Source organism: Streptomyces sp. AN091965, from assembly GCF_022698285.1.
Classification (GTDB): Bacteria; Actinomycetota; Actinomycetes; order Streptomycetales; family Streptomycetaceae; genus Streptomyces.
The window spans coordinates 7,829,445-7,843,790 of sequence record NZ_JALDMY010000001.1 but is presented as its reverse complement, the minus strand read 5'-3'; the positions used below and the strand labels follow the sequence as shown (position 1 = coordinate 7,843,790).

Here is a 14,346-nt window from a genome sequence, read left to right as displayed (position 1 = left end):
CGCTGGGGGTTACACACGTTCCACGATCGTCGCGATGCCCATGCCGCCGCCGACGCACAGCGTGGCGAGGCCGTAGCGCTTGTCCTGGCGCTCCAGTTCGTCGACGAGGGTGCCGAGGATCATCGCGCCGGTGGCGCCGAGCGGGTGGCCGAGCGCGATCGCGCCGCCGTTGACGTTGACCTTGTCCAGGCTCAGGCCCATGTCCTTGACGAAGCGCAGGACGACCGCCGCGAAGGCTTCGTTGATCTCGACCAGGTCGATGTCGTCGATGGTCAGGCCCGCTTTGGCGAGGGCCTTGCGGGTGGCGGGGGCGGGCCCGGTGAGCATGATGGTGGGCTCGGACCCGGAGACGGCCACGGAGACGATCCGGGCGCGCGGGGTGAGGCCGTAGCGCTCGCCGATCTCCTTGTTGCCGATGGCGACGAGGGCGGCGCCGTCGACGATGCCGGAGGAGTTGCCCGCGTGGTGGACGTGGTCGATCTGCTCCACCCAGTGGTACTTCTGCAGCGCGACGGCGTCGAAGCCGCCCAGGTCGCCGATGTCCTTGAAGGACGGCTTGAGCCTGGCGAGCGAGTCGGCGGTGGTGCCGGGCCGCATGTGCTCGTCGTGGTCGAGGACCGTCAGGCCGCTGCGGTCCTTCACCGGCACGACGGACTTCTCGAAGCGGCCCTCCTTCCAGGCGGTGGCCGCGCGCTCCTGGGAGAGGGCGGCGTACTCGTCGACGTCGCGCCGCGTGTAGCCCTCCAGGGTGGCGATCAGGTCGGCGCCGATGCCCTGCGGGACGAAGCCGGTGTCGATGTTGGTCATCGGGTCGTTGAACCAGGCGCCGCCGTCGGAGGCCATCGGCACCCGCGACATGGACTCGACGCCCCCGGCGAGGACCAGGTCCTCCCAGCCCGAACGGACCTTCATCGCCGCCATGTTGACCGCCTCCAGGCCCGAGGCACAGAAGCGGTTCTCCTGGACGCCCGCGACGGTGTCCGGAAGACCGGCCGCGATGGCGGCGATCCGCGCGATGTCGGAGCCCTGGTCGCCGACCGGCCCGACGACGCCGAGGACGACGTCGTCGACGGCCGCCGGGTCGAGGCCCGGAAGGCGGCGGGTGACCTCCCGCATCAGACCGGTGACGAGGTCGATCGGCTTGGTGCCGTGCAGGGCGCCGTTCGCCTTGCCGCGGCCGCGCGGGGTGCGGATCGCGTCGTACACGTACGCTTCGGAGCTCACTGGGAAGCCTTTCGGGGGAGGGTCGGTCGGGGCGGGGCCCGGCGGGTCGGCCGCGGGGCCCCGGGGCGGTCGGGGGCGTCCGGCGGGGGTCGGTCGAGGGGGCGCGGGTCAGTCGAGGAGGGCGCGGCCGATGATCTCCTTCATGATCTCGGTCGTGCCGCCGTAGATGGTCTGGATGCGGCCGTCGGTGAACGCCTTCGCGACGCGGTACTCCGTCATGTAGCCGTATCCCCCGTGCAGTTGCAGACAGCGGTCGGCGACCCGCTTCTGCAGCTCCGTGGCCCACCACTTGGCCATGGACGCGTGCACCGCGTCGAGCTGCCCGTTCGAGTGATCCACGATGCAGCGGTCCAGGAACGTGCGGGTGACGGCGCACTCGGTGGCCATCTCGGCGATCTCGAACCGGATGTGCTGGAGCTTGGCGAGCGGGCGGCCGAAGGCCTCGCGCTCCTTGACGTAGGCCTTGGTGATCTCCAGGAGGTGCTCGGCGGCGGCGATCCCGGCGACGGCGATGCCCATGCGCTCCTGCGCGAGGTTCGTCATCAGGTGGACGAACGCGCCGTTCAGCTCGCCGAGGAGGTTCTCCTTGGGCACGCGCACGTCGTGGAAGAAGAGTTCGGCGGTGTCCTGGGCCTTCTGGCCGATCTTGTCGAGGTTGCGGCCGCGCTCGAAGCCGGGCATGCCGCGCTCGACGACGAGCAGCGACAGGCCGTGCGCGCCGCCCTCGGGCGTGGTCCTGGCGACGACGATGACGAGGTCGGCGAGGATGCCGTTGGAGATGAACGTCTTGGAGCCGTTGAGCAGCCAGTGGTCGCCGCGGTCCTCGGCGGTCGTGCGGATGCCCTGGAGGTCGGAGCCCGCGCCCGGCTCGGTCATGGCGATGGCCGTGATCAGCGAGCCGTCGCAGAAGCCGGGCAGCCAGCGCCGCCGCTGCTCCTCGGTGGCGAGGCCGGTCAGATACGGGCCGATGATGTCGTTGTGCAGGCCGACGGCGAGGCCCGCGGCGCCCGCGCGGGTGAACTCCTCGGCCAGCACGGCGGCGTAGCGGAAGTCGGTGGTGCCGCCGCCCCCGTACTCCTCGGGCACGGCGATCCCGAGCAGGCCCTGCTTGCCCGCCGCACGCCAGGCGTCGCGGGAGACGATGCCGTCGCTCTCCCACCGCTCGTAGTGCGGCAGCACCTCCTTGGCGAGGAAGGTGCGCACGGTCTCGCGGAACGCGTCGTGCTCGGCGTCGAAGATCTGCCGTTCCATGGTCTTCCGTTCCGTCGTCGGGGGACGTGCGTCGGGGGTCGTGGCGGGCGGTGCGTGCGCGCTGTCCTCAGGAGTGCGGCGCGGCGTCGCGCAGCGCCGGCACGTCCCAGTCGCGGGCGACGTCCTCGGTGTCGGCGCCGGGGCGCGCGGGCCCGGAGCGCACCGCCGTGGGCGTCGCCGAGAACCGGGGCGCGGGCGCGGGCTGGGTGAGGCCGCCGTGCTCGGTGAAGGTGCCGCGGCCGGCCAGGTGCGGGTGGCCGGGGGCCTCGCGCAGCGAGAGCACCGGCGCCACGCAGGCGTCCGAGCCCTCGAACACGGCCGTCCACTCGGCGCGCGTACGGGTCTTGAAGCGGGCGGCGACGGCCTCGCGCAGCTCGCCCCAGCGGGCCAGGTCCCCGCGCGCGTCGGCGACGTCCTTCAGGCCCATCAGCTCGACGAACTCGTCGTAGAAGCGCTGCTCCAGGGCGCCCACGGCCATGGAGCCGCCGTCCGCCGTCTCGTACGTGCCGTAGAACGGGCAGCCGCCGTCCAGGAGGTTGGCGCCCCTGCGGTCCTGCCAGCCGCCCGCCGCGAGCATGCCGTGGATCATCGTGGCCAGATGCGCGGCGCCGTCCACGATCGCGGCGTCCACGACCTGCCCGGTGCCGTGCTCCTGGGCGTGCCGCAGCGCGGCGAGCACCCCGACCACGAGGTACAGCGAGCCGCCCGCGTAGTCCCCGACGAGGTTCACCGGGACGGTGGGCGGCTCCCCGGCCGCGCCGATCATGCCGAGGGTGCCGGTGACGGCGATGTACGCGATGTCGTGCCCGGCGCGCGGCGCGAGCGGGCCCTGCTGCCCCCAGCCGGTCATGCGGCCGTAGACGAGCCGCGCGTTGCGGGCGTGGCAGTCCTCGGGGCCGACCCCGAGGCGCTCGGCGACCCCGGGGCGGTAGCCCTCGATGAGCACGTCGGCGCGCTCGACGAGGTCGAGCACGCGGGCCGCGCCGCCCGGGGCCTTCAGATCGACGAGGACGCTGCGCTTGTTGCGGTTGGTGAGGTCGTACGCGGGGTCGATGGCGAGCCCGGCGCCACCGGGCCGGTCGACGCGCACGACGTCCGCCCCGAGGTCGGCCAGGAGCATGGCGGCGAACGGGCCCGGGCCGATGCCCGCGAGCTCCACCACGCGTACTCCGGCGAGCGGTCCGTGAACGCCCTTGTCCGGCACTGTCATTGAGCCCCCAGCGCTCTGCCGCCGCTATGACACAACTGATGTAACACCAGTGATGCTAAGAACGTGTTCCACTGGGCACAAGCCCTTGACGACCCCGAACGAGCAAGCGCTTAGCCGGGTGGCGGCGCCCGGGCGGCCCGCGGCGGCCCGCAGCGGGGTGTCCGGGCACGCTAGCCTCAGCCCCCGACAACGGCGCGGGACACGGCAGAGAGGTGCCATGACCAGTCACGACAAGGACCGTCCGTACGACATCGCGCTCTTCGGAGCGACCAGTTTCGTGGGCGCGCTCACCGCGGAGTACCTCGCCGCACACGCCCCAGCCGGGCTGCGCTGGGCGATCGCCGGGCGCGACACCGCGAAGCTGGAGCGGCTGCGGGAGCGCCTCGCCGAGGACCACCCCGCGTGCGCGGAGCTGCCCCTGCTCCGGGCGGACGCGGGCGACCCCGCCTCGCTGCGCGAACTGGCCGCCCACGCGCGCGTGGTGGCCACCACCGTCGGCCCGTACCTCACGTACGGCCAGGACCTGGTGGCCGCCTGCGCCGACGCGGGCACGGACTATCTGGACCTGTCCGGCGAGCCCGAGTTCGTGGACCGGATGTACGTACGCCACGACGCCCGCGCGCGGGAGACCGGCGCACGCCTGCTGCACGCCTGTGGCTTCGACTCGGTCCCGCACGACCTCGGTGTGTACTACACGGTGCAGCAGCTGCCCGAGGACGTGCCGCTGCGCGTCGACGGGTTCGTGCGCACCCACGCGCGCTTCTCCGGCGGCACGTTCGCCTCCGCCCTCCAGCAGTTCGCTCGCGGGCGCCAGCTGGTGGCCGCCGCCCGCGAGCGGCGGCGGCACGAGCCGCGCCTGGCGGGCCGCACCGCGTACGCGCCGCCGGGCCCGCCCCGCTACGCCGCGGAGGTCGGCGCCTGGGCGCTGCCGCTGCCGACGATCGACCCGCAGGTCGTGCAGCACTCCGCGCGGGCGCTGCCGCGCTACGGCCCCGACTTCCGCTACCGGCACTACGCCGCCGTGCGCTCGCTCCCGGTGGCCGTGGGCGGCGTCGCGGCGGTGGGCACGGTGCTCGCCGCCGCGCAGGTGCCCCCGGCGCGGCGCTGGCTCTCCGGTCTGGTCAAGCCGGGCGAGGGGCCGGACGCCGCGCGCCGGGCCGCGAGCTGGTTCTCCCTGAGGTACGTCGGCGAGGGCGGCGGGCAGCGGGTGTTCACCGAGGTGAGCGGCGGCGACCCCGGGTACGGCGAGACCGCGAAGATCCTCGCGGAGGCGGCCCTGTGCCTCGCGCTCGACGACCTGCCCGAGACCGCGGGCCAGGTGACGACGGCCATCGCCATGGCCGAACCGCTCATCGCGCGGCTCACGGCGGCGGGCATCGGGTTCCGGGTGGCCGCGGTGCGCTGACGTCCCGCGGTACCGGCCGGTTCAGCGCGTGGCCTCGCGCAGCGCCGCGCGGCACAGGGCGTCCGCCCTGCGGGTGGTCTCCGGCAGCCGGTAGCGGGGGGTGAGGTGCAGGGTGTGGGCCCGCGCGCGTGCGAGGTCCACCCGGTGGCCGACCGACACGAACACCGGCTTCACGCCCGCGCGCGTACGCAGCGCGGCGCCGACCTCCTCCGCGCCGTCGAGGAGCGGCGCCGCGCTGCCGCGCGCGGCGTCCGGGTCCTCGTACGCGAAGGTGAAGGGGTTCTTGGCGACGCCGATCGTGGGGCGCCCGGTGACCACGCCGAGGTGGCTCGCGAGGCCGAAGCGGCGCGGGTGCGCGACGCCGTAGCCGTCGCAGACGACCAGGCCCGGGTCGACGGTGAGGGCGTCCAGGGCGGCAAGCACCGCGGGCAGCTCCCGGAAGGCCAACAGGCCCGGCACGTACGGGAACGCGACGGTGCCCACCGCCGTGGCCTCCTCGACGACGGTGAGGCTCGCCGCGTCCAGGACCACGACCGCCGCGGCGACCACGTCCCGCTCGTCGTCGTACGCCACGTCCACGCCCGTCACGTGGCCGGTGCCGGGCGGCGGACCCGGCTCGTCACGCACCACTCGGGTGCGCAGGGCGTCCTGGACGGCACGGGCCGCCGCCTCGTCCACGGGCCAGTCGGCGGGCAGGGGCGGGATCGTCACGGTGGGCGTGTTCATGGTGATCTCAGCCTAGGGCCTCCCGGGAAGGGGGCTCCGGTACCGTTCTCGGGTCTCCGTCGTCCAGGGCGGGCGCATCGCGCGGGGCCGGGAAGGGTTGGCACAGGACGTGACATCTGGTAGAGCGCGACCACACCGCGAACCGCGAACCGCGAACCGCGAACCGCGAACCGCGAACCGCGAACCGCGAACCGCGAACCGCGAACCGCGAACCGCGAACCGCGAACCGCGAACCGCGAACCGCGAACCGGGCAGGCCTGAGCGCATAGTCGGAGGCCCGCGTGGGCGGTAGCGCGGAGCCGCTGCGGGCCCTGGTCGGGGGCGACGCCTGGCGCTGGTCGACGTTCCAGGGCAGCAGGACCCTGGTCGTGGCCGCGCGCACGGTCACCTCGACGGTACGGATCCTGGAGTGCCTGCCCGCGCTGCTGCGCGGCGACGGCCGGGTGACCGTCGTCTTCGCCCACGACCCGACCTCGGCGTTCGGCGAAGGCGTCGCGGACGTGCTGCACGACGCGGGCTGCCGGGTCCTGCCGTGGGACCGGCTCGGCGGCATCGCGCCGGACCTCGTGCTCTCCGCCAGCGAGAACATCGACGTGCCGGACGGGGACTACCCCGTCCTCGTGCTGCCGCACGGCATCGGCTTCCAGAAGCTCGTCCCCGACTCGCGGACCCCGCGCAGCCGGCTCTCCGGAGCCGTGCCGGACGCGCTCCTGGACACCGGCCGCGCCTGGCTCGCCACGTCGCACCCCGACCAGGAGCGGCAGTTGCTGGCCGCCCACCCCAAGGCCGCCGGGCGCACCCTGCCCGTCGGCGACCCCTGCTTCGACGAGCTCCTTGCGAGCCGGGAGCACGCCGACGCCTACAAGGCCGCCCTCGGCCTGGCGGACGGGCAGCGGCTCGTCCTCGTCAGCTCCACCTGGGGCCCGACGTCCCTGCTCGGCCGCGTGCCGGAGCTGCCCGCGCGGCTGCTCGCCGCGCTGCCCTGCGACGCGTACCGGGTGGCCGCCGTCCTGCACCCCAACGTGTGGTCCGCGCACGGGCCCTGGCAGATCCGCACCGTGCAGGCCGCCGCGCTCGACGCCGGGCTGCTGCTCGTGCCGCCGGTGCACGCCTGGCGGTCCGCGCTCGTCGCCGCCGACGTGGTGGTCGGCGACCACGGCTCGGTGACCCTGTACGGCGCGGCCCTCGGCAAGCCCGTGCTGCTCGGCGCGTACGGCAGCGACGCGGTGCCCGGCACCGCCGTGGCCCACCTCGCCCGCACCGCGCCCCGGCTCGACCTCGACGGCGACGTGCGCGCGCAGGTCGCGGCGGCGCTGCGCGCGCCGTCGGCGGCGGACCCGGCCGAGGTGGCCCGGCTGGCGTTCGCCGAGCCCGGCCTCGCGCTGCCCCGTCTGCGCGCCGCCCTCTACCGGCTGCTCGGGCTGCCCGAACCCACGGGCGAGGCACCGTCCGCGCTGGTCCTGCCGCCGCCCCGGGCCGAGTCGCGGGAGGTCACGTCCTGGGCGGTGACCACGTCCCTCACGGACGGCGCGCGGTCGGCGGACGGGCCCGTCGTGGACGTGGGGCGCAGGCCCGCCGCCGTGTCCGGCGCGGCCGGTGACACCGCGCGTACGTACACCCATCTCGCCTGCGACGAGGCCGAGCGGGACCGCCGCCTCACCGAGAGCGCGTCCGTCCTGACCGCCACGCGGCCCGCGCCGTCGGCCGCGGCGGCGCGGCGGTGGGCCGAGGACGCGCTGGACCGCTTCCCCGGTGCGCTGCTCGCCGCGTCGGCCGTGGCGGACGGCGGCGAGGACAGCGACGTCATCGTGGGCCTGCGCGACGGCCGGGCGGTGGTGGCGGGCACGCGCGAGGACACCGCGCCCGGCCTCGCGGCGGCCGTCGTGTACACGTGCCTGCGGGCCGGGCTGCCGCTGGAGGCGGCGGTGACGCTGCGCGTGGGCGGGCTCCCCGAGCGGCGGGTGACGCTGCGCCGCGCCTAGCGGCTCAGGCCGGGCCGAGCTCCGCGAGCCGGGCGCGCACCGCGTCCGCGCGGGGGCTGCCATAGGCCTCGTACACCTCAAGTGCCCTGGTCAGCAGGGGCCGTACGGCATCCGGGCCGCTTCCCGTGCGGCTGAGGAGATCGGCCAGGGCGGCCCGCGCGTCGGCCTCGTAGCCGTACGCCTCGGTCGTGTGCAGGGCCTCGGCCGCCGTGGTCAGGGCGCGTACGGCGTCGTCGGTCTCGCCCAGGTGGTCGTGGGCGAGGCCGACGGCGAGGGTGGCGCGGGCGGCCATGCGGTGGTCGGCGCGGGCGGTCAGGCGGGCGCGGGCGTCGCGCAGGGTGGCGAGGGCCGCGCGGGGCCGCCCGGCCGCGTCCTCGGCACGGCCGAGGAAGTACGCGGCGAGGGCGGCGCCGCGCTCCTCCCCCGCGGCCGTGTTGAGCGCGAGGGAGGCGCGGTAGGCGGCCATGGCCGCGTCCAGGTCGTGGTGTTCGAGGCAGCGGCCGAGGAACTCCTGGACGGACGCGCGCAGCACGGTGTGGCCCGAGACCTCGGCACAGGCGACGGCCGCGGCCAGCTCGGCGCGGGCCTCGTCGTGTGCGCCGAGGTCGAGCAGGGGCCGCGAGCGCAGGCTGCGCAGCCTGGCCTCGGCCGCGGGGTCGACGGCCGCGGCGGCCGCCTCGGCGCCGAGCGCGAGCGACTCCAGCCAGGGCCCGAGGTGCCGGTGGTGCAGGAACAGGACGGTGAGTGCCTCCGCCGTCTGCCAGAGGGGCACCTGGAGGCCGGGCACGCGGGCGGCGGCGCGCAGCACGCCGAGGATGTTCGGGTACGCGGCTTCGAGCCAGGCCAGCGGGGCGGCCCCGCCGGGCGCCGCGAACGGGTCGGGGGCGTCGCGCAGCACGTCGGCGAGGTCGGCGACGCGCAGCCGGTCCTGCCGCACGGCGCGGTCGGCGAGGGCGGTGAGCCGGAGGTAGTGGTCCAGGACGCGGGCGAGCGCGGCGCGGCCGCTCGCGGGCGCGTCCTCCTGCTCCGCGCGTTCGCGGGCGTGCAGCCGGACGAGGTCGTGGACGCGGTGGCGGCCGTCCTCGGCGGCCTCCAGGAGGCTCAGCGCCTCCAGTTCGCGCAGCTGGGCGCGGGCCTGCGCGAGGTCCGCACCGGCGGCCGCCGCGACGACCTGCTCGTCGAGGACGGTGAGGGGCAGCGTGCCGATGAGCCGGTAGAGCCGGGCCGTCGCGGGCGGCAGCGCGCCGTAGGCGAGGTCGAGGGCGGCGGTCATGGAACGGCTCCTCCCCACGGACAGGCCCGGCAGGCGGTGGGTGGCGTCGGCGAGTTCGTCGGCGAGGCGGGCCAGGGTGAGGCTGCGGGCCGTGCGCAGGCGCCCGGCGACGATGTCGAGGGCGAGCGGAAGGCGCCCGCACAGCTCGACGACGCGGGCGGCGGCCGCCGGGTCGGCGGCGACGGCTTGCGCGCACCGGTCCGCGAGCAGCCGCAGCGCACTGGCCGCGTCCAGCGGGTCGACGTACACCAGCTGGGCGTCGACGGACAGTTCGCCCAGCTCGCCGCTGTCGCCGCCGAAGGTGACGAGGACGACGCTGCCGGGGCCGCGGGGCAGCAGGGCGCGCACCTGCGCGGCACGGCTGACGTTCTCCAGGACGACCAGCAGCGGCTGTTCGGCCGTGCGGGAGCGGAAGCGGGCGGCGCGCTCCTGGAGGGAGTCGGGGATGAGGGGCTCGTCGACGCCGAGGGACCGCAGGAACTGTCCGGCGGCCTCGGAGACGTCGGCGCCCTCCCGCCGGTCCCGCAGGGCGGCGAAGTCGTGGTAGAGCTGCCCGCCCCGGAACAGGGCGCGCTTGCGTTCCGCCCAGTGCCTGATCACCGCGGTGGTGCCGACGCCGGGCAGCCCCTGGAGCACCGCGACGCCCACGGGGACGTCCCGGCCCGGTGCCGCGAGGGCGTCCAGACGCGCCAGGACGTCGACCTGGTTGAAGAACCGGGCGCTGAGGGGCGGCACTTCGTACGGGATCACGTGCTGCCGCGCCGGGGGCGGCAGTACGTTGAGGGTCACGTCCCCCGCGACATGACCGGCTTGAACGCTGTGGCCGTGCACGGTCCCTGACAGGTCGTTTCCCCCGCCGGGTGCCTCATGGTCGCCCAACTCGTCCTCCGCAAGGGTTCTTTGCCGACGCGACACCTCGGTGTGTGCCGTGCGGCTCACCGTATGCCGTGCGGCACCGGCGCGTACCACCGCGCCGCGCCGGTCCCGGCGTTCTGCAAGGTTTCGGCAAGGCACGGGCAAGGCTTCTGTCCGCGGTGCCGGGCATGTCCCTCGCAGAGTCCGTCTCACACCACACCGGGGGGATCCCGTGGAACGTACGCAGTGGCTGACGCTGCCCGGCTGCAAACGCGTCCTGGTCGTCGTGCACACCGAGGTGTACGGGCAGCGCCTGGGGGACGTGCTGCCGCTCCTGGAGTCCGACCTGCGGCTCCAGGTCGACTTCACGGTGGCACCGCACGCCTTCAACGCGGGCGCGCTGCGCTCGCTCCGGGCGCTCGGCACACCCGTCCTGCCCTGGCGCGCCGCGCTGCGCGGCGACTTCGACCTGGTGCTCGCCGCCGGGTCGCAGGGCGTGGACCGGCTGCGCGGCCCGCTGGTGCGGCTGCCGCACGGCGCGGGCCACATCAAGCTGTCCAGGCCCCTGGACGACCGGGATCCGGGGGCGCCGCGCACGGTCGGCGGGCTCGGCCCGCAGTATCTGACGCGGGACGGGCGGGTCGTCCCGGCCGCGCTCGCCCTCGCGCACGAGGAGGACCTGACGACGCTGGGGCGCAGCTGCCCCGACGCGCTGCCCGTCGCCGAGGTGGTGGGCGACGCGACGTACGACCGGATCGTGGCGAGCCTGCCGCTCCGGCGCCGCTACCGGGCGGCTCTCGGGCTGCGCGGCGGACGCAAGCTGCTCCTGGTCTGCTCGACGTGGGGGCCCGGCTCGTCCTTCAGCCGCCTCGACGCGCTTCTGCCCCGGCTGCTCACGGAGCTGCCCCGGGAGGAGTTCCAGGTGGCCGTCCTGGTGCACCCCAACGTGTGGGCCGGGCACGGCGACTGGCAGGTGCGCTCCTGGCTGTCCGCGGCGCGGCGGCACGGCATCGCCGTCCTGCCGCCGGAGGCCGACTGGCGGGCGCCGCTGATCGCCGCGGACTGGGTGATCGGCGACCACGGCTCGGTGACCCTGTACGCGACGCTGACCCGGGCCGCCGTGCTCCTCGCGCGCTTCCCCGAGGCCGACGTCGACCCGGCGTCGCCCGGGGCCGAGCTGGCCAGGGTCGCCCCGGCCCTGTCGTTCGCCCGCCCGCTGCCCGAACAGCTCGCGTACGCGCGCGCCGAGTACCCGGGCGAGCGGTACGCGCGCATCGGCCGCCGCATCTCCTCCGAACCGGGCCGCTTCGGACGCAACGCCCGGCGCCTGCTGTACCGCGTCCTCGGCCTCGGCGAGCCCGCGTACGCGCCCGCCCTGCCGCCGCTCCCGGTGCCCCGGCGCCGGTCGCGCGACCACCGGGACGAGGTGCCCGCGTGACCGGGCCCGTCCTGGTGTGCTTCGACGCGGGGTGCCCCGGCGGCGCGGGCGAGGCCTGGCGGGAGTGCGCGGACGTGCTGTACGGCGGCCGCCCGTACGCCACCGCCGAGGTGCCGGTGGTGGCCGGGCGGCTGCTGGCCCGGTATCCGGGGTGCGCCCTGGTGGCGCTGCGCGTGCGGGGCGGGGGCCGCGTCGCGGTGGGCCGTGGCGGCGCGTGGCACGGGCGTGCCGGGGGCGGGGGCGTCGGAGGCCTCCTGGCCTTCGCCGTCGCGGCGTACGGACACCTGGTTCAGGAGGGTGCGGGCGGGGCCGCGGGGTCCGTCGGCGGGAGCTGCCGGATGCGGCGGGCCAGCCGGTCGGTGTCGGGGGCCCCGGCCGACGTGTAGCGGGCCAGGGAGCCTTCGTACCAGCGAAGGGCCGTTTCCGGGTCGCCGCGGTCCTCGGCGCTCTCGCCGAGCATCTCCAGGACCCGGCCCTGCCAGTGCGTCGCGCCGGTCGCCTCGAACTCGGCGAGGGCGGCGCGCAGTTGCTCCTCGCCGACGGCCCGCTCGCCGCCGCCGATCAGGGTGCGGCAGTGGCCGATGAAGGCCAGGGCGCGGGCCGCGTCGTAGGGGTCGTCCTCGGCGAGCAGGTCGACGCGGGCGCGTGCGAGCGGCTCCAGGGCGTCGTCCGGGCGGCCCGCGGCCAGGGCGACGTCGCCGAGGCAGATCCGTGTCAGGGCGGTGCCGCGCCGGTGGCCGACCGCCTCGCGCAGGGCGAGGGCCCGCTCGAAGTGGTCGGCGGCCTCGGCGAGCCGCCCGGCGAGCCGGCACGACTGGCCGATGCCGTGCAGGGCCTGGGCCTCGGCGCGGTGGGCGGCCGTCAGGGCGGGGCCGCCGCCGTCCGGGTGCCCGGTCAGGCGGGCGACCTCGTCGCGGGCCGCGCGCAGGGCCTGGGTGAACCAGGCGATCGCCTCGTCGTGACGGCCGACGTTGCGCAGCCCGGTGCCGCCGGAGGTGAGCATGCGGCTCTCGCCCTCGCGGTCGCCCGCCCGGCGCGCCGCGGCGAGGCCCCGCTCGTGTGCCTCGATCCACAGGTCGTAGGGGCGCAGCCGCAGGAACATGGGCCACAGCGCGTCGGCGAGCTGCCACACACCGGCGTACATGCCCTTGGCCTCCGCGGTGCGCAGCACGGTCATCAGCTGGGTGCGTTCGGCGTCGAGCCAGCGCAGCGCGCCGGGCGCGTCGGCGAACGGCGGCTCCTGGGCGACGGGTTCGGCGTAGTCGCGGCGCAGCGTGCGGTGGCTCGGGCTCAGCAGGGCTTCGGCGGCGGTCGCGGCGGCGAGGTGGTAGTCCACGACGCGCCGCACCGCGGCGGCCGCTTCCGCGGCCGTCTCCTCGGCCTCGGCCAGACGCTGCGCGTGCGCCCGGACCAGGTCGTGGAACCGGTATCGGCCGAGGCCGGTGCGCGGGTCGGGGCCGAGGTCCTCCAGGAGGTTGACCTCGGCGAGCTCGTCCAGGACGTCCACGGCGGCGTCGCCGGGGCCCAGCCGGCAGGCGGCCGCGGCGACCGGCGGGGTGAGCACGGCGACCGGGGCCAGGCCCAGACAGCGGTAGCAGCGGGCGAGTTCGGGCTCCAGCTGGCGGTACGAGGCGTCCAGGGCGCCGCGCACGGCGTACTCGCCCTCGATGCGCAGCGCGTCCAGTGCGGGGGCGGCGCCCCGGCCGAGCGCGCCCGCCATCGCGGCGAGGGGCTGGCGGGGCCGGGCCGCGAGACGTGCGGCGGCCACGCACACGGCGAGCGGCAGGCCCGCGCAGGCCGTGGCGACCTTGAGGGCCGCCTCGGGCTCGCGGTGCACGCGGTCGGCGCCCACCCGGCGGCTGAGCAGCCGTACGGCGTCCTTGGCGGCGAGCACGTCGAGGGGCTGGAAGGCCGCGCCGTCCATGCCGAGGCCGGTCAGGCGCCCCCTGCTGGTGACGACGGTGAGCGCGCCGTGGGTGCCGGGCAGCAGGGGGCGGACCTGGGCGGCGCTCAGGGCGTTGTCGAGCAGGACCGCGATCCGTGCTCCGGCGGTGGCCGTGCGCCACAGGGCCGCGCGTTCGCGCAGTTCCGCGGGCGGCTGCTCGTGGCCGAGGGCGCGCAGGAACTCGCCGAGCAGTTCGTTGGGGCGGGCCGGGCCCTCGTCGGCGTGGCCGCGCAGATCGGCGTAGAGCTGGCCGTCGGGGAAGGCGTCGGCGTGGGCGAGCAGCCACCGGCGCGCCAGGGCGGTCTTGCCGACGCCCGCGGGGCCGCTGATGACGACGATCCGCGACGCGTGCCGGGCGGCGGCCACGAGCCGGTCGAGGGCGGCGAGTTCGGTGCGGCGGTTGGTGAAGTGGGCGGGCACGGGCGGGAGCTGGCGCGGGGCCGGGGCCGCCGGGAGCCGGGCCGCGGGGTGGATGTGGACGTCGCCGTGGATGCCGTGGGCCTGGACGACGGGGCCGGTGACGTGGACGCCGGGCCCGATGGTGTTGGCGGTGGCCGGGTCCGGTCTTCGGTCCGCGCCCCGAGCGGGGCCCGCCTCCTCGGGGCGGCCGGGGTCTTGGGGCCGGGACAGATCCGGCTCGGCGTCCGTCAGTTCGGTGAGCCAGGCCGTCAGGGCCACCGCAAGGAGTGGCCGCTCGCGCGCGTCCGCCGCGAGGGCCTCGGCGACCGCGTGCACGACCTCCGGATCCCGGTGCCCCGTCTCCGTGGCCGCCCAGGTGCGCACCAGGGCGGCCGTGGCGGGCGCGGCGGACGTCCGGGCGAGCACGCGCAGGGCGTCGCGGTGGCGCGGCAGGGCGGCGGCCCGCGGCAGCGCGGCCATCAGCGCGACGGCCGTCACCTGCTCCATTCCGCCGCCCTTTCCCCGCTTCACCGTGGCCGTGCGCGTTACCGTTCCAGCGTTGTACCCGCCCGCATCTGATCGAATAACTAAGCAATCCGAACGACAAAGCAAATCAAGCCAATAAAAGAAGTCGCATC

At 76.1% G+C, this 14,346-nt stretch carries 10 protein-coding genes; 4 read left to right on the top strand and 6 right to left on the bottom strand.

The genetic code is table 11. The annotated features are described in order from the left end of the window. Positions 1–9: 9 nt before the first annotated feature. The 3 genes from MQV74_RS33275 to MQV74_RS33265 all read right to left on the bottom strand — a co-directional run bounded on the left by MQV74_RS33275 (position 10) and on the right by MQV74_RS33265 (position 3,685). Entirely contained in the window at positions 10–1,224 is a 1,215-nt protein-coding gene (locus MQV74_RS33275; RefSeq protein ID WP_242726322.1) for an acetyl-CoA C-acetyltransferase, read from the bottom strand. Between the two features lie 108 nt (positions 1,225–1,332). Then, positions 1,333–2,475 (bottom strand): acyl-CoA dehydrogenase family protein, encoded by a 1,143-nt coding sequence (locus MQV74_RS33270; protein ID WP_242726319.1) that lies wholly within the window; start codon positions 2,473–2,475, stop codon positions 1,333–1,335. Between the two features lie 67 nt (positions 2,476–2,542). Next, positions 2,543–3,685 (bottom strand): CaiB/BaiF CoA transferase family protein, encoded by a 1,143-nt coding sequence (locus tag MQV74_RS33265; protein WP_242726317.1) that lies wholly within the window; start codon positions 3,683–3,685, stop codon positions 2,543–2,545. Positions 3,686–3,902: 217 nt separating this feature from the next. On the opposite strand from MQV74_RS33265, the gene MQV74_RS33260 reads away from it, so the two are divergent. Next, on the top strand, positions 3,903–5,090 hold the full coding sequence (locus tag MQV74_RS33260) for a saccharopine dehydrogenase family protein (protein ID WP_242726315.1): 1,188 nt from the start codon (positions 3,903–3,905) through the stop codon (positions 5,088–5,090). Between the two features lie 21 nt (positions 5,091–5,111). On the opposite strand, the gene MQV74_RS33255 is transcribed toward MQV74_RS33260, so the two are convergent. Continuing rightward, on the bottom strand, positions 5,112–5,816 hold the full coding sequence (locus MQV74_RS33255) for an endonuclease V (protein ID WP_242726313.1): 705 nt from the start codon (positions 5,814–5,816) through the stop codon (positions 5,112–5,114). A 281-nt stretch (positions 5,817–6,097) separates the two neighbouring features. Between MQV74_RS33255 and MQV74_RS33250 the strand changes: the two genes are divergently transcribed. Next, positions 6,098–7,798: a hypothetical protein gene (locus MQV74_RS33250; RefSeq protein ID WP_242726311.1), complete on the top strand. Its 1,701-nt coding sequence runs from the start codon at positions 6,098–6,100 to the stop codon at positions 7,796–7,798. Positions 7,799–7,802: 4 nt separating this feature from the next. On the opposite strand, the gene MQV74_RS33245 is transcribed toward MQV74_RS33250, so the two are convergent. Further along, complete coding sequence (locus MQV74_RS33245) at positions 7,803–9,860, bottom strand: hypothetical protein (protein WP_242726309.1); 2,058 nt, start codon at positions 9,858–9,860, stop codon at positions 7,803–7,805. A 298-nt stretch (positions 9,861–10,158) separates the two neighbouring features. Between MQV74_RS33245 and MQV74_RS33240 the strand changes: the two genes are divergently transcribed. Both MQV74_RS33240 and MQV74_RS33235 read left to right on the top strand, forming a co-directional pair. Next, a complete protein-coding gene (locus MQV74_RS33240) occupies positions 10,159–11,364 on the top strand; it encodes a hypothetical protein (protein ID WP_242726307.1) in 1,206 nt (401 codons plus the stop codon). Next, positions 11,361–11,750, top strand: a complete 390-nt coding sequence (locus tag MQV74_RS33235) for a hypothetical protein (protein ID WP_242726305.1) — start codon at positions 11,361–11,363, stop codon at positions 11,748–11,750. The genes MQV74_RS33240 and MQV74_RS33235 overlap by 4 nt, the downstream gene beginning before the upstream one ends. Here the strand turns inward: MQV74_RS33235 and MQV74_RS33230 are convergent. Then, positions 11,654–14,215, bottom strand: coding sequence for an ATP-binding protein (locus MQV74_RS33230; protein ID WP_242726303.1), 2,562 nt, complete (start codon positions 14,213–14,215; stop codon positions 11,654–11,656). The two genes, MQV74_RS33235 and MQV74_RS33230, sit on opposite strands and share 97 nt — an antisense overlap. Positions 14,216–14,346: the final 131 nt, after the last annotated feature.